The sequence below is a fragment of the Streptomyces sp. NPDC107522 genome (genome assembly GCF_055657525.1).
In genome coordinates, this window is record NZ_JBVKAU010000008.1 from 151429 (window position 1) to 173712 (window position 22284).

Sequence of the window (22284 nt, forward strand, 5' to 3'; positions counted from 1 at the left end):
GCTGTCACAGAGGTAGACCGGGGCCCGCTCCGGAACTCATCGCTGCGCGAAGGCTTTTCATCCACTTCGCTCGAACGGCAGCCACCCGTGCCCGATGTACCAGTGGCCGCCGTCCCGCAGGTGGTCCCCGACAGCCCGCTCCACTGCCGTACGGCGCGGCAGGCTCTCGACGGGCAACTCCGGGTCGCCGAACACGAACTGGACCGGTTCGGTGTCGGCCGGCTCCGGGTCCTGGGGAGCCACCCGGAAACGCTCCTGGAACCGGACGATGTTGGAGTTCCCGGGCAGGTACTCCTTCAGTTGCGGGTCGAGCAGCCAGGAGTGACAGAGCACGGCGTGGTACCGATCCTCCGCGAAGTGCCGGGCGAAGAACTGTCCGGCCAGGGCGAGCGCGCGGTCGCAGGAGTCCGGTGACAGTGGACCGAGGAAGTCGGGAATGTGGAGACCCAGGCAGGGCGTGCCGGAGGCCGCGTCCAGTCCGGCCGCCACCAGCGTCCGCCTGTTCCACGGCCCGTACCGCGTCCGCTCGAACTGCAGCCGTCCCAGCTGGTACAGCGCTCCGCGGAAATGATGGGTGAGCCACCGCGGAGACTGCACGCCCGCCCGGCCGTACCGCCTGCGGTGCACGGCCATGTTCCGTCCGAGGTCGGCGAAGGTGCGCCGGGACACGTCGGCCGGGACGCCCCGCTCCCGGTGGTAGGCGCGCGTGTACGGCAGCGTCGCGACGAACACGTACACGGGGAAACAGCGCTGCAAGGGGCCCGACGCCCAGTCGGGTTCAGGCAGGTCGACCGGGTCGCCGCCGAGCTCGCCCATCCGCCGGACGAGCTCCTCGACCGAGGCCTCCAGGAACTGCCGCAGCTCCGGGTCGTCCGTCACCCGCCGGCCCATCCGCACGAGGTCGTTGATGTCCTCGTGGGGTACTCCGAGGTCGAGCAGCACTTCGGCCAGGTCATCGGTGTCCGGCAGCACGGAGCCCCCTGCGAGGAGTACGAGGAGTACGTTTCAAGGAAGAGTGGTGATTCCGATGCGTACGGGCAGTGAGCCTACGACAGCGCGCAGTGCACTGCGCGCCCGTTTCTGGCTGTGCGTGTGGGGCGTGGTCTGGGCGGTCTTCGGCACCGTCGCCTTCGCGCTCGCGGGCCGCCCCGGCTGGGCGGTGGCCTGCGGGGTGCTGTGGCTGGTGATCACGATCGACATGGCCATGGTCCTCCGGCACATCCGCCAGGGCCCGCACTACCAGCCGGGCCGCGACATACCCCCGTACCGCCCGCCCGAGAACCGCCCCTATCGCCCGCCGCCGCGGAACCGCCACCCCTAGGCGCACCGGAGTACCGTCACCCCCGGTCGCCGACCCCGCTCACACGTCGAACCGTGCCGCCTTGACGTACTCCGGGTTCGGGTCGAGCGCCGCCGCCAGCCGGAAGTGGCGCTTGGCCTGGTCGTGCCGCCCCTGGCGTTGATAGGTCCGGGCGAGCGCGAAGTGCACGAAGGCGTTGTCCGGCTCGCGCTCCAGGACGATGGTGAACTCCAGCTCGGCGGGACGCAGTTGGGCCGCTGCGAAGAAGGCACGCGCGCGCAGCAGCCGGGCCGCGGTGTTCTCCGGGTGCGCGGCGATGACCCCGTCGAGCAGCTTCACCGCACCCCGCGGGTCCCGCGCGGCGAGCAGTTGCTCGGCGGCGCGGAAGTCGATGACATGCGTCTCCGGAGTACGTCCGGTCGAACCGCTGGTCTCGGGCACGGCAAAGTCCTTCCCTCACTGCAGCGGTTCAACGCGCGAACGGCGTGCAGCTATTCCTGGGGCGACTGGGGCTGCGGGCTCCCCTGTGCCCCGTGGGCCCGGCGCACGAGTTCCTCCCACACGTCCTTCACACGCCGCTGGAGCGCCTCCAGCGGTACGTCGTTGTCGATGACGATGTCCGCGATCTCCCGGCGCTTCTCCCGCGTCGCCTGCGCGGCCATCCGCGCGCGTGCGTCCGCCTCGGTCATACCGCGCAGCCGGACGAGCCTGTCGAGCTGGGTCTCGGGACTGGCGTCGACCACGACCACGACGTCGTACATCGGCGCCAGGCCGTTCTCCGTGAGGAGCGGGACGTCGTGGACGACGACCGCGTCCTCGGCGGCGGCCTCTTCGAGCTCGCGGGAGCGGGCGCCGACGAGGGGGTGCACGATCGAGTTCAGTACGGCGAGCCGCTCGGGGTCGGCGAAGACGATCGAGCCCAGCCTGGGCCGGTCCAGGCTGCCGTCCTCGGTGAGCACGTCCTCCCCGAACGCCTCGACGACGGCGGCGAGACCGGGCGTACCGGGCGCGACGACCTCCCGCGCGATCCGGTCCGCGTCGATCAGCACGGCCCCGTGCTCCACGAGCAGCCGCGACACCTCGCTCTTGCCGGCGCCGATGCCGCCGGTCAGGCCCACCTTCAACATGAGCCGCAGCTTAGGGCCTGCCACTGACATCACCACCCGGCAGGCCCGGTCGGCCCTCAGCTGTCGCCTTCCCGCTCCGCCAGGAACCGCTCGAACTCGCGCCCGATCTCGTCCGCCGACGGGATGTCCACCGGCTCGGCGAGCATGTTGCCCCGGGTCTCGGCGCCGGCGACGGCGTCGTACTGGTGCTCGAGGCCCTCGACGAGGTTGGTGAGCTCCTCGTCGCCCTCACGGATCTGGCGGTCGATCTCGTTCTGCGTCCGGTGGGCGTCGGTGCGCAGGGAGTGCGCGACGCCGGGCAGGACCAGCCCGGTCGCCGCCGTGACGGCCTCCAGGACGGTCAGGGCCGCGTCCGGGTACGGGGAGCGGGCGATGTAGTGCGGCACGTGCGCGGCGACGCCCAGGACGTCGTGCCCGGCCTCCATCAGCCGGTACTCGACGAGGGACTCCGCGCTGCCGGGCACCTGCGCCTCTTCGAAGGGGCTGCGGTGGCCCGGGACGAGGTCGGTGCGGTTGCCGTGCGGGGTGAGGCCGACCGGACGGGTGTGCGGGACACCCATGGGAATCCCGTGGAAGTTCACCGACAGCCGTACGCCGAGCCGCTCGACGATCTCCTTCACGGCCACGGCGAAGCGCTCCCACTCCACATCCGGCTCGGGCCCGGACAGCAGCAGGAAGGGCGCCCCGGTGGCGTCCTGCACGAGCCGCACCTCGATGGCGGGGTCTTCGTAATCGGTCCAGCGGTCCCGCTTGAAGGTCAGCAGCGGGCGGCGGGCACGGTAGTCCACCAGCCGGTCGTGGTCGAAGCGGGCGACGACCTGATGGGGCAGCGAGTCGAGAATCCGGTCGACGATCTGGTCGCCGGTCTCACCCGCGTCGATGTATCCGTCGAAGTGGTAGAGCATGACAAGACCGGCCGACTCCTGGGCCAGCGCCATGTCGACGACGGCCAGCCCCTTCGGCTCCCACGTGTACAAACCCTGCGGATCAAGCACTGTGACCGCTCCTCCTCGTGTCCGTACGTGACAACGCCCTTACGGGCGTGGGCATTCCCGAAGAAGAGCGGCTCGTGATCTTGCCGGGTCGGACAACGCCGCCAAGGGGCGCGGGACTGTATCGATATGCGGCTCCGCCGCATGGGCGCGACAAGCCCCCACCGGCCCGCAGCCGAAAGACAACGCACAAACGCCTGAGGGACCGCACCTCGAAAGGTGCGGCCCCTCAGTCAAGAGCTAGAGCTCAGTGGGCGTCAGCTCTGCCCACCCGCCAGCTTCTCGCGCAGCGCGGCAAGCGCCTCGTCCGAGGCCAGCGCACCGGAGGTGTCCGCACCCTCGGAGGAGTACGAACCGCCACCCGCGGCCGGAGCCGCACCGGCAGCGTCGCCACCCTCGGCGGCAGCGGCAGCGTCGGCCTCGCGGCTCTTGATGACCTGCTGCTGGTGCTGCTCGAAGCGGGCCTGCGCCTCGGCGTACTGGCGCTCCCACTCCTCGCGCTGCTTCTCGTAGCCCTCGAGCCAGTCGTTGGTCTCGGGGTCGAAGCCCTCGGGGTAGATGTAGTTGCCCTGGTCGTCGTAGGACGCGGCCATGCCGTACAGGGTCGGGTCGAACTCGACCGAGGCCGGGTCGGCACCGAAGGACTCGTTGGCCTGCTTCAGCGAGAGGCTGATGCGACGACGCTCGAGGTCGATGTCGATGACCTTGACGAAGATCTCGTCGTTGACCTGGACGACCTGCTCCGGGATCTCCACGTGGCGCTCGGCCAGCTCGGAGATGTGGACCAGACCCTCGATGCCCTCGTCCACGCGGACGAACGCACCGAACGGAACCAGCTTCGTGACCTTGCCGGGCACGACCTGGCCGATCTGGTGGGTGCGGGCGAACTGCTGCCACGGGTCTTCCTGGGTCGCCTTCAGCGACAGGGAGACACGCTCGCGGTCCATGTCGACGTCGAGGACCTCGACGGTGACTTCCTGGCCGACCTCGACAACCTCGGACGGGTGGTCGATGTGCTTCCAGGACAGCTCGGAGACGTGGACCAGACCGTCGACGCCACCCAGGTCCACGAAGGCACCGAAGTTGACGATCGAGGAGACGACGCCGGAACGGACCTGACCCTTCTGGAGGGTGGTGAGGAACGTCTGGCGGACCTCGGACTGGGTCTGCTCCAGCCAGGCACGGCGGGACAGGACCACGTTGTTGCGGTTCTTGTCCAGCTCGATGATCTTGGCCTCGAGCTCCTTGCCCACGTAGGGCTGGAGGTCGCGAACGCGGCGCATCTCGACCAGGGAGGCCGGGAGGAAGCCACGGAGGCCGATGTCGAGGATGAGACCACCCTTGACGACCTCGATGACGGTACCGGTGACGATCCCGTCCTCTTCCTTGATCTTCTCGATGGTGCCCCAGGCACGCTCGTACTGGGCGCGCTTCTTCGAGAGGATCAGGCGGCCTTCCTTGTCCTCCTTCTGGAGAACAAGGGCCTCGATCTCGTCACCGACGGCGACGACCTCGTTGGGGTCGACGTCGTGCTTGATCGAGAGCTCGCGGCTCGGGATAACGCCTTCGGTCTTGTAACCGATGTCGAGCAGGACCTCGTCCCGGTCGACCTTCACGATGACGCCGTCGACGATGTCGCCGTCGTTGAAGTACTTGATCGTCTCGTCGATCGCGGCGAGGAAGGCTTCCTCGTTACCGATGTCGTTGACCGCTACCTGCGGGGTGGTGGCGGTGGTCTCGGTGCTGCTCGTCATGTGGGAAAGGGCTCCGGTACGGACATTGAAGTCGTAGGTACTGCTTACGCCGGGAGCCCGTTTCGCTCTGCAGAAGCCGGACAGCCAAGGAAGCGCCACACGAAAATCCTGGTGGCGCCTCGACAACCGAGGGGACATACAACAGATGCGAGCGCAGCCTGCTACGTCTGAGGTGCGCAGGCCCGCAGCGCAACTTGTAGCATACGGGGGCAGCCGGACATGGTCAATGCGCGAAGCCGCCCACGCGGGGCGGATCGCCGCATACCCGGCACAAGTCCTGTCTTCCGAGGCCACGCAGACGCCGTGACGTCCCTTTCGTGGCACCACCGGGAAGAGCTGGACGGAAGAGTACGACGAGGGAGCCGATCATCCAAGAGCCGGAAGCGTTCGAACCCGAAGCCACCCGACGTGACGCCGGTGTCGTGGAGAGCTCCCGGGCCAACCGGGGCTGGTGGGACCGCAACGCGGACGAGTACCAGGTCGAGCACGGCACGTTCCTCGGCGACGACCGCTTCGTGTGGGGCCCCGAAGGCCTGGACGAGATCGAGGCCGAGCTGCTCGGCCCACCGGAGGGCCTCAAGGGCAAGGACGTCCTGGAGATCGGCGCCGGTGCCGCCCAGTGCTCGCGCTGGCTGGCCGCGCAGGGCGCCCGCCCGGTCGCCCTGGACATCTCCCACCGCCAGCTCCAGCACGCCCTGCGCATCGGCGGATCGTTCCCTCTGGTCTGTGCGGACGCCGGCGCCCTCCCCTTCGCCGACGCCTCCTTCGACCTGGCCTGCTCGGCGTACGGCGCGCTGCCGTTCGTCGCCGACCCGGTGCTGGTGCTGCGGGAGGTGCGGCGGGTGCTGCGGCCGGGCGGGCGGTTCGTCTTCTCGGTGACGCATCCGATCCGCTGGGCGTTCCCGGACGAGCCGGGCCCGGAGGGCCTGTCGGTCTCCGCCTCGTACTTCGACCGGACGCCGTACGTCGAGCAGTACATCGAGAACGGGGTGGGCCGGGCGGTCTACGTCGAGCACCACAGGACGATCGGCGACCGGGTGCGGGACGTCGTGGCGGCAGGCCTGCGGCTGGTGGACCTGGTCGAGCCGGAGTGGCCGGCCTGGAACACCTCGGAGTGGGGTGGCTGGTCGCCGCTGCGCGGGAACCTGATCCCGGGGACGGCGATCTTCGTGTGCGTACGAGACTGAGAGCGTGATCCGTTACGACGCCCTGGACGCACTGCCCGTACGCAGTGCCCTGCCCGGTCTGAACGACGCCCTGGAAGGCCACGGCACCGCCGTCCTCGTCGCGCCTCCCGGCACCGGTAAGACGACCCTGGTGCCGCTCGTGCTGGCGGGGCTGCTCGGCGAGGGGCCGGCCCGGCGGGTCGTCGTCGCCGAGCCGCGGCGGATCGCGGCCAGGGCCGCCGCGCGGCGGATGGCGTGGCTGCTGGGCGAGAAGGTCGGCGAGAGCGTCGGCTACACCGTGCGCGGCGAGCGGGTCGTCGGGCGGCACGCGCGCGTGGAGGTCGTCACGACCGGTGTCCTGCTCCAGCGGCTGCAGCGCGACCAGGAGCTCGCGGGCGTCGACGTGGTGGTGGTCGACGAATGCCATGAGCGGCATCTGGACGCGGACGCGGTGGCCGCGTTCCTGTGGGACGTACGGCAGACGCTGCGGCCGGAGCTGCGGCTGGTGGCCGCGTCCGCGACGACCGACGCCGAGGGGTGGGCCCGGCTGCTCGGCGACGCGCCGGTGGTCGAGGCGGCGGGCGTGTCGCACCCCGTGGAGGTCGTGTGGGCGCCGCCGACACGCCCCGTACGGCCGCCGCACGGCATGCGTGTCGATCCGGCGCTGCTGACGCACGTGGCGTCGACAGTGCGGCGGGCACTGGCCGAGCGGGCGGGGGACGTGCTGTGTTTCCTGCCCGGCGTGGGGGAGATCGCGCGGGTGGCCGGGCAGCTGGGGGGTCTGGCGGAGTTCGGTGATGTCGAGGTGCTCCAGGTGCACGGGCGGGCGCCGGCCGCCGTGCAGGACGCGGTGCTGGCCGGCGGGGAGCGGCGACGGGTCGTGCTGGCGACGGCCGTGGCCGAGTCGTCGCTGACGGTTCCCGGAGTGCGGGTCGTCGTCGACTCGGGGCTCGCACGGGAACCTCGCGTCGACCACGCGCGCGGGCTGAGCGCCCTGACGACCGTGCGGGCCTCGCAGGCGGCGGGGCGGCAGCGGGCGGGGCGGGCCGGGCGTGAGGCGCCGGGTGCGGTGTACCGGTGCTGGGCGGAGGCCGAGGACGCGCGTCTGCCGCGTTTCCCCGCGCCGGAGATCAAGGTGGCCGACCTGACGGCGTTCGCGTTGCAGACGGCGTGCTGGGGTGATCCGGAGGCCACCGGGCTCGCCCTGCTGGATCCGCCGCCGGGCGGGGCGATGGCGGCGGCGAGGGACGCTCTCGCCGGCGTGGGCGCGGTGGACTCGGCCGGGAGGGCGACGGAGCGAGGGGTGCGGTTGGCTCGGCTGGGGTTGCACCCTCGGTTGGGGCGGGCGCTGATGGACTCGGCTCCGTTGGTCGGCGTGGACCAGGCCGCGGAGGTTGTGGCACTGCTGAGTGAGGAAGCGCCGCGGGAGTACGGGGACGATCTCGCCGGTGCGTTGCGGGCCGCTCGGCGTGGGGGTGACGCCTACGCGGGGCGGTGGCGGGCGGAGACGCGGCGGCTGCGGGCCGTCGCCGCGGAGTTCGCCCACCCGCCCACCCGTGACTCTCATTCCCCTGGCTCTCATTCCCCACAAGTGAACGTCGGAGCCTCGCCGGGCGCCGCGGGTGGCGGTACGGGTCGGGCGGGCGCCGGGGAGGACGGCCGCGTCGGGCTCGTCGCCGCTCTCGCCTTCCCCGAGCGTGTCGCGAAGGCCGACGGCGGCTCGTACCTCATGGTCTCCGGCACCCGTGCCGAGCTCGCCGAAGGCACCGGACTCCGCGGTGCCCCCTGGATCGCCGTCGCCGTGGCCGATCGGCCACTCGGCAAAGGGCACGCGCGCGTGCGGCTTGCAGCCGTCGTGGACGAGGAGGTCGCCCGGTACGCGGCCGGGGCCCTGCTCGACGAGCGGGACGAGATCCACTGGGCCGACGGGGACGTCGTCGCCCGGCGAGTGGAGCGGCTCGGGGCCGTCGAGCTGGCCGTGCGGCCCCCGGCCGGCCCCGACCCCGTACTCGTACGCGACGCCCTCCTCGAAGGCCTGCGGCAGGACGGGCTCGGCCTGTTGCGCTGGTCGCCCGACGCCGTCGCCCTGCGGCAGCGGCTCGCCTTCCTGCGCCGCCACCTCGGCGAGCCCTGGCCCGACGTCTCCGACGCCGCTCTCCACGCGCGCGTGGACGAGTGGTTGGAGCCCGAGCTCAGCCGAGCCAGGCGGCGGGCCGACCTGGGGCGGATCGACGCCGGGCAGGCGCTCGCCCGGCTGCTCCCGTGGACCTCGGGGGACGCCGGGCGGCTGGACGAGCTCGCCCCGGAGCGGATCGCCGTACCGAGTGGGTCCAGGATCCGGATCGACTACGGCAATCCCGAACAGCCGGTCCTCGCCGTGAAGTTGCAGGAGATGTTCGGGCTGCACGAGTCGCCCCGCGTCGCCGGGGTGCCGCTCCTCGTCCATCTGCTGTCCCCCGCCGGGCGCCCCGCCGCCGTCACCGCCGACCTCGCCTCCTTCTGGAAGGACGGCTACAAGGGCGTACGGGCGGAGTTGCGCGGCCGCTATCCCCGGCATCCGTGGCCCGAGGACCCCGCCACCGCCGAGCCGACCCGGCACACCAACGCCCGGCTCAGGCGGTGACCGGTTCCGGTTCGGCGTCCTGGGCCGGCGTCGGGTCGCCGGGACGGCGGCCGCGTGCCTCCAGGTAGAGGGACAGGGACAGGAGCAGCACGCCCAGGGTCAGGAAGCCCCAGGGCAGGTACGACGTCATCAGCAGGACCAGGGTGCGGTTCGACTTGACCAGGTCGACCGTGTGGTCGATGTAGTCCTCGCGCATCTTCACGTGGCCCGCGAACGCCGTCACCTTCTCGCGGTCGCCGAGGAGGGTGCCGCCGCGCAGTTCCTCCTTGTGGATCTCCTCGCCGTAGACGGGTGCGCCGGTGAGGGGTTCGACCCAGAACTTGCGGACGGTCGTGTACCAGCGGGTGGTGCCGGTCTTGGCCACCGACTCCGGGGTGATGCCCTTGACCGGCATCGTCCTGGGGAACTTCACCTTGGTCCAGGGGACGGTCTGCTCGAAGTAGTAGACCTCGACGCCGCGGAAGTCCTGGGTGCCCTTGTAGTGGATCGGCGCGCTGGTGCGGGTCTGGGCGTCGAAGTACTCGTAGTCCCGTTTCTCCGTCAGGAACGGCCACTTGAACTCGATGCCCTCCCGCTTCACCGGATCGCCGTCGACCGCCTCGCCGGTGGCGTGGACGGGTTCCTGGGTGTGGGCGTCGAAGATGTAGCGCTCGGGGATCCTGGAGACCATCTTGCCGTCGGGGCCGACGACGTACGACAGGCCGTCCCAGACCACCACGTCCCTCCCGGCCGTCCTCTCGATCTTCTCCGAGGCTTCGACATTGCCCTTGAGCGTCTGCACGATGGTGACCTTGGGGACCTTGCGGGCCTTCATCGTGCCGTAGTCGAGAAGGGTCGCGTCCTTGGCCTCCAGGACCATGTCCTGGTACTGGTTCGCCGGGATCTTGGCCAGGCGCGGGAAGGCGTACCAGCGCAGCAGCGGGGACAGGGCCGTGAAGAACACGGCGAGGGCGAGCAGGATCAGACCGGCCTTGCGGCGCATCTCGGCCTCCCTCCCGGACGGGCGGACGCGGTTACGGGTGTGCGGGCACTGTTGTCAGCAGCGGCTTGGGGGATGTCTCTCCGGCCGGGCTGCCGAGTGCGGTGAGGGTGAACACGAGGGCGAGCGCGACGGCGAGTCCGGTCGCGGCGGCGATCAGGGCGCGCATACGGGCCTCCCGGAACCCGGAACTGATACATCGTCAGGTTCGGCACCGTAGCAACGGGCGGGCGAGATGAGAACACGTTGCACACACAACGAAGGGCGCCCGGCCCGCCGTGGCGGAAGGGCGCCCTTCGTCGGTCGTGCCGCGCCTACGCGGTCGGGCTCGGCGATGCCGACCCGGACGTCGACTCCGACGGGGTCGGGCTGGGCGACGTCTCGGCCGCCGCGACCTTCAGCTCGACGGTCAGCGTCGCGCCGCCCGCGGTGTTGATGCGGAGCAGGAACGTGCCGGCGGTGTCGTCGGCGTACAGCTTCGGCAGCTTGAGCAGACCGTTGGCGTCCGTCTTCAGGCCGGTCAGGGTGCGTACGGCCTTCCCGTCGGCGTCCTTGAAGTACGGGCCCTTGTCGTTCTCGGCCGGGTCGTCCGCCGACTTGATGAGGGTGGCGGTGGCCGCGACCTTGTCCGCGACGGCACCCTTGTAGGTCGCCTTGACCTCGACCTGGTCGGCGAACTCGCCGCCCGGGGTGCAGGTCAGCGCTGTGTCGCTGGTGCGGGTCAGGGTGTCGGCGGCGCGCTCGGTGACCGTGGCCGTGTAGTCGAGGCCGGCGATCATACGGCCGACGACGGTGGCCCGGACGACGAACTCGCCCGTCTTCTCGCCCGCCTTGAGCGCCGGTGCCACTGCCTCACCGGCGCTGTTGGTGAGGGCGGTGGCGTACTTCTCGCCGGTGCTGAAGGCGGCGTCGGTGTCGCCGATGACCGTGAAGCGGATCCGGACCTTGGCGACGCCCTTGCCGGCCTTGGTCTCGGCGCGGGCGCTGACCTTCTCGGTGAAGGCGTCGCCCGCCATCGCCGTGAGCTTCGCCGTGCCCGCGTCCTCCAGGTGGTCCACCGTGTCGGTGGGGGTGGGCGCGGGCGTGCTCGGCGGGGTCGTGCTCGGCGGCGGCGTCGGCTTGGGGCTCGTGGAACCGCCGCCGTTGCCGCCGGGCTTGGCGGGGGTGCTGGGCGTCGTCGGCTTCTTGGGCGGCGTGGGCGACGGCGAGGGACTGGCCCCGGCGTTGTCGTCGCTGCGGCCGGACGGGAGGGAGCCGGTGCCGTCGGGGATCTCGTGGGTGCCCTTGCGGTAGTACTCCAGCCACGACAGGACGAGGTTGAGGTAGTCCTGCGAGTTGTTGTAGCTGAGGATCGCGCGGTCGAGGTCGCCCTGGGTGGACAGGTCCCAGCCGTTGCGGCACAGGTAGTGGGCGGCGGCGAGCGCGGCGTCGTAGATGTTGTTGGGGTTCTTCTCGCCGTCGCCGTTGCCGTCACGGCCGGCCCACGCCCAGGTGGAGGGGATGAACTGCATGGGGCCGACGGCACGGTCGTACGCGCTGTCCCCGTCGTAGGCACCGCCGTCGGTGTCGCTGATACTCGCGAAGCCGTTGCCGTTGAGCTGCGGGCCGAGGATCGGCGAGAGCGTGTTGCCGTTCGCGTCGACGCGACCCCCGCGGGCCTGGCCGGACTCGACCTTGCCGATGGCGGCGAGGAGTTCCCAGGGCAGGTTGCAGCCGGGCTTGGCCTCCCGGAGCGCGGCCTCGGCCTTCTTGTAGGCGTCGAGCACGGTCGCGGGGATGCCCGCCTCGCCGGTGCCCGGGTTGACGGGGGTATCGGCGGACGGCGAGGGGCTGGGGCTGTTGAGCGGCGGCAGGTCCGTGTAGTAGGGCGAGTTGCCGGTCGCGCTGTCCTCGGCGGGCGTGTCCGGTGAGGGCTGGGTTCCGGTGGTGACTCTTCTGCCGGCGTCGTCGGTCGTCACTCCCGGAGCCTGTGACGCGGCCAGTGCCGCGACCACGACCGCGGCCACCGTGGTGTTCACCGCCCCCTTGCGCAGCCTGCCGAATTGCGCCGCCATAGAGTGAACCCCTCCCGTGGACGCCCGAGCGCCCGTCTCTGTCTGTCGGGCTCGGCGTGATGAGCCCGCCCCTGTTGTGACGATCGACTCGCCGCGACAGTTGCCCCCGCGGCGCATTTTCATGCGCTGTTCGCGTGTTCGACCGCGCGCCGCGCGCGGTGACCCAGGCGACCCTACGACAACTTCCTTTGCACCGGCACCCGTTGGTGCCCGATTTTTACCAGTTGGCCGTATGCGATCCTGGTCGGCGACCGAGACCACCGATCCCGCCAACACCCCGCACAAGGAGCCCCGTTGCCGTTCACGCTGAGCCATGCGGCGGCCGTACTGCCTGCCGTACGCACCGACGGAACCGGCCGAGGCGCACTCGTACCGGCCGTCCTGGTGGCGGGCTCCTTCTCTCCCGACATGACCTATTACGCGGCGAGTGTCCTGCCCGGGGCGATGGAGTTCGGAGACGTCACGCACTCGTTCGCGGGCGTGTTCACGGTCGACGTGGTCGTCGCTTGGGCGCTGGTGGGCCTGTGGCTCCTGCTGCGCGAACCACTGGTGGCGCTGCTGCCGCCACGGCGACAGGCGCGGGTGGCCACGCTGTTGCGCTGCGGGGCGCCACGCGCGCGTGTACGGCCGTCGCTCGCGGTGCGGTGGTACGTCTCGGCCGCGCTCGGCGCGCTGACGCATGTCGTGTGGGACGCGTTCACGCATCTCGACCGCTGGGGGATGCGGGTGTTTCCCGTACTGGGCGAGGAGATCGCGGGGTCGCCGCTGTACTGGTATCTGCAGTACGGCGGTTCGGCGGTGGCGGCGGTCGTCATCGCCGCGTTCGTGGTCGTGGCGCTACGGCGGGCCCCCGCGGTCACGCCGGTCGGGGTTCCGGTGCTTTCGGTACGGGACCGGTGGTGGGCCCTGGCGGTGATCGGCGGCATCGCCGCGGTGGCGGCCGTGCAGCGGGCCTCGCGGTGGTGGGAGTACTGGGGGTCGACCGCCAAGTACTGGGAGCTGATTCCGACGCTGTGCTTCGGGGCGGGCGCGGGGCTCGTGCTGGGGCTGCTGCTGTACGCCGTGGGGGTCAGGGTGTGGCGTCCGGTGCCGGGCCCTGGTGATGCGGACGCGGCTGCGGGTGGGGCCGGTCGGGAGTCGAGCCGGCCTGCGGCTCGGTGACGGGGCCCGCGGCGCCGGCGGCGAACACGGTGACGGTGCGCACGGGGCGGGGGCGTGGGAGCGCGGTGAGGGCGAGGGCCAGGTAGCTGCGGGTGAGTTCGGCCAGTCCTTGCGCCCGGTGGGCGAGGCGGTGCCGGAGCGTTCTCGCCGTGTGCTGGAGTGTCCCCATCAGATCGGCGGGGAGGCGGGCGGTGCCGGCGCCTTCGGCGAAGGGCGGGACCGAGGGCGGCGCTGTGGAGAGGGCGTCTTCGGTGCTCACGTTCGCCTGTGCCGGGGCCGTCCCGGGGTGGAGCGTGCGTATACCCATGCCCGCCATCCTTACGGGCGGCGGGTGCCGGGGGCGCTTTTGCGGGGGCCACGCGAGTGACGGGTCCCTCCGGGGGTGGGGCCGGGCCTCTGCGTGTGCCGGGTTGCGGTGGTGTTCGGGGCTGCGGGTGGTGGGGGCTGAGTGCCTGAGCGTCTGCCTGGTTGCTGTGGCTTCGGGGCTGCGGGCTTGTCCGTGGCTGGTCGCGCAGTTCCCCGCGCCCCTGGGGAGCTACAGCTCCCCACGCCTGTCTGCACCGATCACTCGGCCTCGGCACGCTGAGTGCCGGGTTCGCCAACGGTTCACCCGGCACTCAGCTCCCCATACGGCCCAGCCGCCGGAGTTGCTAGTGCGCTGCCGACTCCCAGTCCGGGCCCACTCCCACCGAGACGCCCAGGGGGACCCTGAGGTGGACGGCGTTGGACATCTCCCGGCGGACCAGTTCCTCCGCGGCCTCGCGTTCGCCGGGGGCGATTTCCAGGACGATTTCGTCGTGGACCTGGAGGAGCATGCGGGAGGTGAGGTTCGCCTCGCGCAGGGCCTGGTCGACCTTGAGCATGGCGATCTTGACGATGTCCGCCGCGGTGCCCTGGATGGGGGCGTTGAGGGCCATGCGCTCGGCCGCCTCGCGGCGCTGGCGGTTGTCGCTGTTGAGGTCGGGGAGGTAGCGGCGGCGGCCGAAGAGGGTCGCCGTGTAGCCCGTCGCCCGTGCCTCGTCGACCGCGCGGCGCAGGTAGTCCCGTACGCCGCCGAACCGCTCGAAGTAGGCGTCCATCAGGGCGCGGGCCTCACCCGCGTCGATGTTCAGCTGCTGGGAGAGGCCGAAGGCCGACAGGCCGTAGGCGAGGCCGTACGACATCGCCTTGATCTTGCGGCGCATCTCGGCGTCCACCGCGGCCGGTTCCACGGCGAACACCTGCGAGGCGGCCGTCGTGTGCAGGTCCTCGCCCGAGGTGAACGCCTCGATCAGGCCCTCGTCCTCGGACAGGTGGGCCATCACGCGCAGTTCGATCTGGCTGTAGTCCGCGGTCATCAGGGACTCGAAGCCCTCGCCGACCACGAAGCCCCGGCGGATCGCCCGGCCCTCGTCCGTGCGGACGGGGATGTTCTGCAGGTTCGGGTCCGTGGAGGACAGGCGGCCCGTCGCCGCGACCGTCTGGTTGAAGGTCGTGTGGATACGGCCGTCCGTCGCGATGGTCTTGATCAGGCCCTCGACGGTGACGCGCAGCTTCGCCTGCTCGCGGTGGCGGAGCATGATGACCGGCAGTTCGTTGTCGGTCTGGGTGGCGAGCCAGGCCAGGGCGTCGGCGTCCGTCGTGTAGCCCGTCTTCGTCTTCTTCGTCTTGGGCAGGGCAAGTTCGCCGAAGAGGACCTCCTGGAGCTGCTTGGGCGAGCCCAGGTTGAACTCGTGGCCGGCCGCCGCGTGCGCCTCCTTCACGGCCTGCTGGACGGCGCCCGCGAACATCTGCTCCATGGCCTCCAGGTGGGCCCGGTCGGCCGCGATGCCGTGCCGCTCCATCCGGGCCAGCAGGGCCGAGGTCGGCAGCTCCATGTCACGGAGCAGATCGGCGGCGCCGACCTCCTCGAGGCGGCTCTCGAAGGCCTCGCCCAGGTCGAGGACCGCGCGGGCCTGGATCATCAGTGCCTCGGCCTCGGCGCCGTCGTCCGTGCCGAAGGCCAGCTGGCCGTCGGCCGCGGCGGCCGGGGCCAGCTCGCGGTGGAGGTACTCCAGGGACAGCGCGTCCAGGTCGAAGGAGCGGCGGCCCGGCTTGACCAGGTAGGCGGCGAGCGCGGTGTCCATGCGCACGCCTTCGATGCTCCAGCCGTGCTCGGCGAAGACCCGCATCGCGCCCTTGGCGTTGTGGAAGACCTTCGGCTTGTCGGCGTCGGACAGCCAGGCCGCGAACGCCTTCTCGTCGGCCTCGTCCAGCTGTGACGGGTCGAACCAGCCCGCCGCTCCCCCGGCCGCGGCGAGCGCGACCTCGGCGACCGAGCCGGTGCCCAGCGCCCAGGCGTCGACCGTGGCGACGCCGAGCCGCTCGCCGCCGTGCTCGGCGAGCCAGGGGGCCAGCTCGCCGGTGCCGAGCACCGAGCCGTCCAGCTGCACGCCGTCGGTCGAGATCGGGGTGGCCTCGGCCTCCTCGGCCCCGGGATCGACGCCGAAGAGCCGCTCGCGCAGGGACGGGTTACGGATCTCCAGCGTGTCCAGGATCATCGCGACGGCCTTGCGGTCGTACGGCACGCGCGCGACGTCGGCGACGGTCTTGGGCAGCTCGACATTGCGCTCGAGCTCGGTCAGCCGGCGGTTGAGCTTGACGGCCTCCAGGTGGTCGCGGAGGTTCTGGCCGGCCTTGCCCTTGACCTCCTCGACCCGCTCGACCAGCTGCGCGAACGACCCGAACTGGTTGATCCACTTCGCGGCCGTCTTCTCGCCGACGCCCGGGATGCCCGGCAGGTTGTCGGACGGGTCGCCGCGCAGGGCCGCGAAGTCGGGGTACTGGGCGGGCGTCAATCCGTACTTCTCGAAGACCTTCTCCGGCGTGAACCGGGTCAGCTCGGAGACGCCCTTCGTCGGGTACAGCACCGTGGTGTGCTCGCTGACCAGCTGGAAGGAGTCGCGGTCGCCGGTGACGATCAGCACCTGGAAGCCGTCGGCCTCGGCCTGGGTGGCGAGCGTGGCGATCACGTCGTCGGCCTCGAAGCCGTCGATCGCGAACCGCGAGACGTGCATCGCGTCGAGCAGCTCGCCGATCAGCTCGACCTGGCCCTTGAACTCGTCCGGGGTCTTGGAGCGGTTCGCCTTGTACTCCGTGAACTCCTCGGAGCGCCACGTCTTGCGGGACACGTCGAAGGCGACGGCGAAGTGGGTGGGCGCCTCGTCACGCAACGTGTTGGCCAGCATCGACGCGAAGCCGTAGATCGCGTTCGTCGGCTGGCCCGTCGCCGTCGTGAAGTTCTCCGCGGGCAGCGCGAAGAAGGCGCGGTACGCCAACGAGTGCCCGTCCATGAGCATCAGGCGGGGCCGGCTGCCGCCGGGGCTGTTGTCGGTCTGCTTCGATGCTGTCTCTGCCACGCCCCCGATCCTGCCACGCCCCACTGACAGTCGGTCCCCATCGGGGGTTCCGTCCGGTCGGGCACGGCTGGACTCCGGCGGGCTCCGTCGGCTTCGCCGTGAGGTCGATCGCCGACGCGGCGGAAGAAAAGAGAGTGACGGAGCAAGAGCAGGCCGCAGAAGGAAGCGGAGCAGCGCGGGCTCTGCGGGCAGAGCCGTGAAGGTCGGCGCCGCCGAAGCAGCGCAGGCCGGGGCAGGTACAGCAGCGAAGATCGGGGCAGGCGCGGACGGCGGTGGTGACCGGGCGCCGACGGGATCGCGCGCACGCCGCCCGCCTCTCCTCCGTCGGCTCCGGGTCCAGGCGTCCGTCACCATCCGCACCCCGGCGGGCGAGGGCGGTGATCGCGGCGCCCCCCGGCTGATCTCCCCGATCGGGACGCCCACTCACCACCACCGCCCCCCACTCCTACACACCCTCCCCACAACCCCCGGCCCTCCTCCGTCCGCCCTCCCCTGCCCACTCCCCTCGCTGTCCGTCCCACGTGCGAGGATCGGAGATGTACCTCACACGTGTACACAAAGAGGAGTGCGCGATGGCCACCAAGCCGCCCAAGGGTGATCCGGTTCAGGACGCGCCGCAGGTCGCCGAGCCGAAGCACGCGGCTGCGGGGCTGCCGGCCATCGGGCACACCTTGCGCATCGCCCAGCAGCAGATGGGCGTGAAGCGGACCATGCTGACGCTGCTCAGCGTCAACCAGAAGGACGGCTTCGACTGCCCGGGGTGCGCGTGGCCGGAGCCGGATCACCGGCACAAGGCGGAGTTCTGTGAGAACGGCGCGAAGGCCGTGGCCGAGGAGGCGACCCTGCGCCGGGTCACCCCGGAGTTCTTCGCCGCGCACTCCGTCGCCGACCTCGCGACCCGCAGCGGCTACTGGCTGGGGCAGCAGGGGCGGCTCACCCACCCCGTGTATCTCCCCGAAGGGGGCACGCACTACGAGCCGGTCACCTGGGAGCGCGCCTTCGACATCGTCGCCGAGGAGATCACCGCGCTCGGCTCCCCCGACGAGGCCGTCTTCTACACCTCCGGGCGCACCAGCAACGAGGCCGCGTTCCTCTACCAGCTCTTCGCGCGCGAGCTGGGCACCAACAACCTGCCGGACTGCTCGAACATGTGCCACGAGTCGTCCGGGTCGGCCCTCTCCGAGACCATCGGCATCGGCAAGGGCAGCGTCCTGCTGGAGGACCTCTACAAGGCCGACCTGATCATCGTCGCCGGGCAGAACCCGGGTACCAACCACCCGCGCATGCTCTCCGCCCTGGAGAAGGCCAAGGCGAACGGCGCGAGGATCATCAGCGTCAATCCGCTGCCCGAGGCCGGCCTGGAGCGCTTCAAGAACCCGCAGACCCCGCAGGGCATGCTCAAGGGCGCCTCCCTCACCGACCTCTTCCTGCAGATCCGCATCGGCGGCGACCAGGCCCTCTTCCGTCTCCTCAACAAGCTGATCCTGGAAACCGAGGGCGCCGTCGACGAGGAGTTCGTCCGCGACCACACGCATGGCTACGAGGAGTTCGCCGCGGCCGCCCGTGCCGCCGACTGGGACGAGACGCTGACCGCGACCGGCCTCACGCGCGCGGACATCGACAAGGCCATGGCCATGATCCTGGCCTCGCGGCGCACCATCGTCTGCTGGGCCATGGGCCTCACCCAGCACAAGCACTCCGTGCCGACCATCCGCGAGGTCGTCAACTTCCTTCTGCTGCGCGGCAACATCGGCCGCCCGGGTGCGGGCGTGTGCCCGGTGCGCGGTCACTCGAACGTGCAGGGCGACCGCACCATGGGCATCTTCGAGCGGCCCGCCCCGGCGTTCCTGGACGCCCTGGAGAAGGAGTTCGGGTTCGCGCCGCCGCGCGAGCACGGCTACGACGTCGTACGGGCCATCCGCGCGCTGCGCGACGGCGAGGCGAAGGTCTTCTTCGCGATGGGCGGCAATTTCGTCTCCGCCACGCCGGACACCGACGTCACCGAGGCGGCCATGCGACGCGCGCGGCTCACCGTGCACGTGTCGACGAAGCTCAACCGAAGCCACGCGGTCACCGGTGCGCGTGCGCTGATCCTGCCCACTCTCGGCCGCACCGAGCGTGACCTCCAGGGCAGCGGCGAGCAGTTCGTGACGGTCGAGGACTCCATGGGCATGGTGCACGCCTCCCGGGGCCGCCTGGAGCCCGCGAGCCCGCACCTGCTGTCGGAACCGGCCATCGTCTGCCGCCTGGCACGCCGCGTGCTGGGCGAGAGCAGCCGCACGCCCTGGGAGGAGTTCGAGAAGGACTACGCGACGGTCCGGGACCGCATCGCACGCGTGATCCCCGGCTTCGAGGACTTCAACGCGCGCGTGGCCCGCCCGGGCGGCTTCACGCTCCCGCACGCCCCGCGCGACGAGCGCCGCTTCCCGACCGCTACGGGCAAGGCCAACTTCACGGCCGCTCCGGTCGAGTACCCGAAGGTGCCCGAGGGACGGCTGCTGCTGCAGACCCTGCGGTCGCACGACCAGTACAACACCACGATCTACGGACTCGACGACCGCTACCGGGGCATCAAGAACGGCCGCCGGGTCGTCATGGTCAACCCCGAGGACGCAGAGCGGCTGAACATCGCCGACGGCTCGTACGTCGACCTGGTGAGCGAGTGGAAGGACGGGATCGAGCGGCGGGCGCCCGGCTTCCGGGTCGTGCACTATCCGACGGCCCGGGGCTGCGCGGCCGCGTACTACCCGGAGACCAACGTCCTGGTCCCCCTGGACGCCACCGCGGACACCAGCAACACCCCGGCCAGCAAGTCCGTCGTCGTGCGTCTGGAACAATCGGCCACCGACTGAGCGTTTGCTCAGTCGACCCGTACCGACGGAGCACGACGAACGGAGCCGGCCCATGGGCGAGCAGCAGCACGTGAAGTTCCCGCAAGAGGTCATCGACGAGTACGCCGCGCTCGGCGTCGACCTGCCGGCCCTGTTCTCCGCCGGACACCTCGGGACCCGCATGGGTGTCCAGATAGTGGAAGCCTCCGCCGAGCGGGTCGTCGGGACCATGCCGGTGGAGGGGAACACCCAGCCGTACGGGCTGCTGCACGGCGGCGCCTCCGCGGTGCTCGCCGAGACGCTCGGGTCGGTCGGGTCGATGCTGCACGCCGGCAGCTCCAAGATCGCGGTCGGCGTCGACCTCAACTGCACCCATCACCGCGGCGTCCGCTCCGGCCTCGTCACCGGCGTGGCCACACCCCTGCACCGGGGGCGCTCGACGGCGACGTACGAGATCGTGATCAGCGACGAGCAGGGGCGGCGCGTGTGCAGCGCGCGGCTGACCTGCCTGCTGCGGGACGTGAACCGGAGTGACGAGGAGCGCCTCCGGGCCAACTGACACCGGCAGCCCGGACGGCGACACGTTCCGGCCACACTCCTTACGCCGCACCGGCCACGACCCCGGCGTGGCCGCCGCCACCACCACGAACCCTGCGTCGTCACCCCCGGCCACGCCCCTACGTCGTCGTCCCGGCCGCCACCCTCACGTTGTCGCCACGACCAACACCCGTACATCTTCCCGACGTTGAACCCGAGCGCCCGGCGGCATACCGTCGAGGCATGACGACGGGAGGAGCCCGGCGGACGGGGGCGGCGCTCGGACTGGCGCTGCTGGCCGCCGGCTTGGCGGCCGGGTGCGGCCGGCCGGGCGCTCGGGACGAAGCGAGCGAGACCCGGGCGAGCGCCGACTCGCCCTCCCCGTCGGCGACTCCGCCCGCACAGCTGTGCACGCAGATCATCGGCTACTGGTCGCGCCGGGCGCTGACCGGTGACACGTACGGCGACTACCAGTCGATGGGCCTGTCCGACGGCCAGTACGAGATCCTCCGCAAGGTCGTGGACGCCGCCCGGGCGGAACGCAGGCGCGCGGACGCACAGGCGGCCGACCGGCTGATCGACCGCAGGGCGCGCGAGTTGTGCGACAAGCGGTACCGAAACGGCGAGCCGACCGGAGGGCCATGGGGTGCCGAGTGAGGCCATGCCCAATTCCGCTTTCACACCCCATATTCGTGCCCCATACATGAAAAGGATCCGAGAACGCCGAACGCCTTTCGCGCCTGTAACTCTGCGTAATACGGCTGCAATACAGGCCCATGCTTCTCCCGAGAGACGCACCCTTCCCGCGAGTCCACAGAGGCCCTCAGGTAGCCTTCAGCAACGACCCGGGTAATCACCAAAACCGGTGAACACTCGTGAAGGAGCTACGCGCGAACGCTGCGAGTTCTCACTATGCGGACAGGGCGAATCGGCCGGAAATCCGCTCTTCCCCCCACCGAGTACCGCTCTGTGTTACCCCGTGTCATAACAAGAGCGTCACAGCCTTCGTCAGGCCCTCCTCCATGTTCCCTTCACGCGCTTAGAGTCACCGCCAGTCACCGAGCCACCGGATTCGAAGCCACTTCGGCCCAGCGCTCGACTCGGCGCGTTCCACGGGGAGCCGCCGTGCCAGGGAAAGGACCTGATTCGTGCGTCAACGTTCGATCATCGCAATAACCGCCGTGCTCGCGGCGGGATCGCTGACACTCACGGCTTGTGGGTCGCGTGACGAGGGCGGCAACAGCAGCAACGGCGACAAGACCACTGTGGTGATCGGCCTCGACGCCCCGCTGACCGGCGACCTGTCCGCACTCGGCCTCGGCATGAAGAACTCCGCCGACCTCGCCGCCAAGACGGCCAACAAGGACGAGTTCGTCAAGGGCGTCGAGTTCAAGATCGAGTCCCTCGACGACCAGGCGCAGCCCTCCGTCGGCCAGCAGAACGCCCAGAAGTTCATCAGCAACAAGGACGTCCTCGGCGTCGTCGGCCCGCTGAACTCCAGCGTCTCCCAGCAGATGCAGAAGCCGTTCAACGACGCCGGCCTGACCCAGATCTCCCCGGCCAACACCGGCACCGAGCTCACCCAGGGCGACGGCTGGAAGACCGGCAACTCGGTCCGCCAGTTCAAGACCTTCTTCCGCACCGCCACCACGGACGAGATCCAGGGCGCCTTCGCCGCCGACTACCTGTACAACCAGGCGAAGATCAAGAAGGTCTACCTGATCGACGACCAGAAGACCTACGGCGCGGGCCTCGCCGCCTCCTTCAAGACGAACTTCACCAAGTTCGGCGGCAAGATCGTCGGCAGCGACCACATCAACCCCGACGACCGTGACTTCAACGCCGTGGTCGCCAAGATCAAGAAGACCGGCGCCGAAGCCCTCTACTACGGCGGCGAGTACCCGGCCGCGGCCCCCCTGAGCCAGCAGCTCAAGGACAGCGGCCAGAACATCCCGCTCATGGGCGGCGACGGCATCTACTCCGGCGAGTTCCCGAAGCTCAACAAGAAGGCCGAGGGCGACCTCGCCACCTCCGTGGGCGAGCCCGTCGAGAAGCTCGACTCCGCCAAGACGTTCATCAAGAACTACGAGGCCGCGGGCTACGAGGACGACTACGAGGCCTACGGCGGCCTCACCTACGACGCCACCTGGGCCATCATCGAGGCCGTCAAGCTGGCGGTCGAGGGCAACGACGGCAAGCTCCCGTCCGACGGCCGCAAGGCGGTCCTGGACGCCATGGCCAAGGTCAAGTTCGACGGCGTCACCGGCGCCATCTCCTTCGACGAGTTCGGTGACACCACCAACCACACGATGACCGCCTACAAGGTCAAGAACAACGCGTGGGTGCCGGAGTTCAGCGGCGAACCCAAGCTGGGCTGAGCAGA

Annotated in this window: 18 protein-coding genes; 8 read left to right on the forward strand and 10 right to left on the reverse strand. The window is 70.6% G+C overall.

Translation table 11 applies throughout. The annotated features are described in order from the left end of the window. Positions 1 to 57: 57 nt before the first annotated feature. Positions 58 to 972: an acyltransferase domain-containing protein gene (locus ACZ7L6_RS25895; protein ID WP_471927764.1), complete on the reverse strand. Its 915-nt coding sequence runs from the start codon at positions 970 to 972 to the stop codon at positions 58 to 60. A gap of 55 nt (positions 973 to 1027) precedes the next feature. On the opposite strand from ACZ7L6_RS25895, the gene ACZ7L6_RS25900 reads away from it, so the two are divergent. Further along, entirely contained in the window at positions 1028 to 1321 is a 294-nt protein-coding gene (locus tag ACZ7L6_RS25900) for a DUF6343 family protein (protein ID WP_471927766.1), read from the forward strand. A gap of 39 nt (positions 1322 to 1360) precedes the next feature. On the opposite strand, the gene ACZ7L6_RS25905 is transcribed toward ACZ7L6_RS25900, so the two are convergent. The 4 genes from ACZ7L6_RS25905 to rpsA form a co-directional block, all read right to left on the reverse strand. Continuing rightward, complete coding sequence (locus ACZ7L6_RS25905) at positions 1361 to 1741, reverse strand: tetratricopeptide repeat protein (RefSeq protein WP_471927768.1); 381 nt, start codon at positions 1739 to 1741, stop codon at positions 1361 to 1363. A gap of 50 nt (positions 1742 to 1791) precedes the next feature. After that, positions 1792 to 2427, reverse strand: coding sequence for a dephospho-CoA kinase (gene coaE / locus ACZ7L6_RS25910; protein ID WP_471927770.1), 636 nt, complete (start codon positions 2425 to 2427; stop codon positions 1792 to 1794). Positions 2428 to 2483: 56 nt separating this feature from the next. Then, entirely contained in the window at positions 2484 to 3422 is a 939-nt protein-coding gene (locus tag ACZ7L6_RS25915) for a PAC2 family protein (protein ID WP_471927772.1), read from the reverse strand. 254 nt (positions 3423 to 3676) lie between these two features. Further along, positions 3677 to 5173 carry a 30S ribosomal protein S1 gene (gene rpsA, locus ACZ7L6_RS25920; RefSeq protein ID WP_471927774.1) on the reverse strand — a complete coding sequence of 499 codons (1497 nt, stop codon included), beginning with the start codon at positions 5171 to 5173 and terminating at the stop codon, positions 3677 to 3679. Positions 5174 to 5490: 317 nt separating this feature from the next. Here rpsA and ACZ7L6_RS25925 point away from each other — a divergent pair, with 317 nt between their 5' ends. Beyond that, complete coding sequence (locus ACZ7L6_RS25925) at positions 5491 to 6360, forward strand: class I SAM-dependent methyltransferase (protein ID WP_471927776.1); 870 nt, start codon at positions 5491 to 5493, stop codon at positions 6358 to 6360. Between the two features lie 4 nt (positions 6361 to 6364). Further along, complete coding sequence (gene hrpB / locus ACZ7L6_RS25930) at positions 6365 to 8962, forward strand: ATP-dependent helicase HrpB (RefSeq protein ID WP_471927778.1); 2598 nt, start codon at positions 6365 to 6367, stop codon at positions 8960 to 8962. Here hrpB and pgfA read toward each other — a convergent pair. The 3 genes from pgfA to ACZ7L6_RS25945 all read right to left on the reverse strand — a co-directional run bounded on the left by pgfA (position 8952) and on the right by ACZ7L6_RS25945 (position 11995). After that, the gene (gene pgfA / locus ACZ7L6_RS25935) at positions 8952 to 9944 is read right to left on the reverse strand and encodes a cell envelope lipid trafficking protein PgfA (RefSeq protein WP_471927780.1); all 993 of its coding nucleotides are present in this window, start codon (positions 9942 to 9944) and stop codon (positions 8952 to 8954) included. The genes hrpB and pgfA overlap by 11 nt on opposite strands. Before the next feature lie 31 nt (positions 9945 to 9975). After that, positions 9976 to 10110, reverse strand: coding sequence for an SPW_0924 family protein (locus ACZ7L6_RS25940; RefSeq protein WP_186285679.1), 135 nt, complete (start codon positions 10108 to 10110; stop codon positions 9976 to 9978). Positions 10111 to 10255: 145 nt separating this feature from the next. Beyond that, positions 10256 to 11995 carry a lytic transglycosylase domain-containing protein gene (locus ACZ7L6_RS25945; RefSeq protein WP_471927782.1) on the reverse strand — a complete coding sequence of 580 codons (1740 nt, stop codon included), beginning with the start codon at positions 11993 to 11995 and terminating at the stop codon, positions 10256 to 10258. Between the two features lie 294 nt (positions 11996 to 12289). Here ACZ7L6_RS25945 and ACZ7L6_RS25950 point away from each other — a divergent pair, with 294 nt between their 5' ends. Further along, positions 12290 to 13156 carry a DUF4184 family protein gene (locus ACZ7L6_RS25950; protein ID WP_471927784.1) on the forward strand — a complete coding sequence of 289 codons (867 nt, stop codon included), beginning with the start codon at positions 12290 to 12292 and terminating at the stop codon, positions 13154 to 13156. Here ACZ7L6_RS25950 and ACZ7L6_RS25955 read toward each other — a convergent pair. Together ACZ7L6_RS25955 and polA are read right to left on the reverse strand one after the other, a co-directional pair. Then, positions 13065 to 13463: a hypothetical protein gene (locus tag ACZ7L6_RS25955; protein ID WP_471927786.1), complete on the reverse strand. Its 399-nt coding sequence runs from the start codon at positions 13461 to 13463 to the stop codon at positions 13065 to 13067. The two genes, ACZ7L6_RS25950 and ACZ7L6_RS25955, sit on opposite strands and share 92 nt — an antisense overlap. Positions 13464 to 13806: 343 nt before the next feature. Then, positions 13807 to 16533, reverse strand: a complete 2727-nt coding sequence (gene polA, locus ACZ7L6_RS25960; protein WP_471927788.1) for a DNA polymerase I — start codon at positions 16531 to 16533, stop codon at positions 13807 to 13809. Positions 16534 to 17105: 572 nt separating this feature from the next. Here polA and ACZ7L6_RS25965 point away from each other — a divergent pair. From ACZ7L6_RS25965 to ACZ7L6_RS25980, 4 genes are all read left to right on the forward strand, one after another. Next, positions 17106 to 19385 carry an FdhF/YdeP family oxidoreductase gene (locus ACZ7L6_RS25965; RefSeq protein WP_471927790.1) on the forward strand — a complete coding sequence of 760 codons (2280 nt, stop codon included), beginning with the start codon at positions 17106 to 17108 and terminating at the stop codon, positions 19383 to 19385. A 52-nt stretch (positions 19386 to 19437) separates the two neighbouring features. Further along, positions 19438 to 19923 (forward strand): hotdog fold thioesterase, encoded by a 486-nt coding sequence (locus tag ACZ7L6_RS25970; protein ID WP_471927792.1) that lies wholly within the window; start codon positions 19438 to 19440, stop codon positions 19921 to 19923. 221 nt (positions 19924 to 20144) lie between these two features. Then, complete coding sequence (locus ACZ7L6_RS25975) at positions 20145 to 20558, forward strand: hypothetical protein (protein ID WP_471927794.1); 414 nt, start codon at positions 20145 to 20147, stop codon at positions 20556 to 20558. 491 nt (positions 20559 to 21049) lie between these two features. After that, the gene (locus ACZ7L6_RS25980) at positions 21050 to 22279 is read left to right on the forward strand and encodes a branched-chain amino acid ABC transporter substrate-binding protein (RefSeq protein ID WP_471927796.1); all 1230 of its coding nucleotides are present in this window, start codon (positions 21050 to 21052) and stop codon (positions 22277 to 22279) included. Positions 22280 to 22284 lie beyond the last annotated feature (5 nt).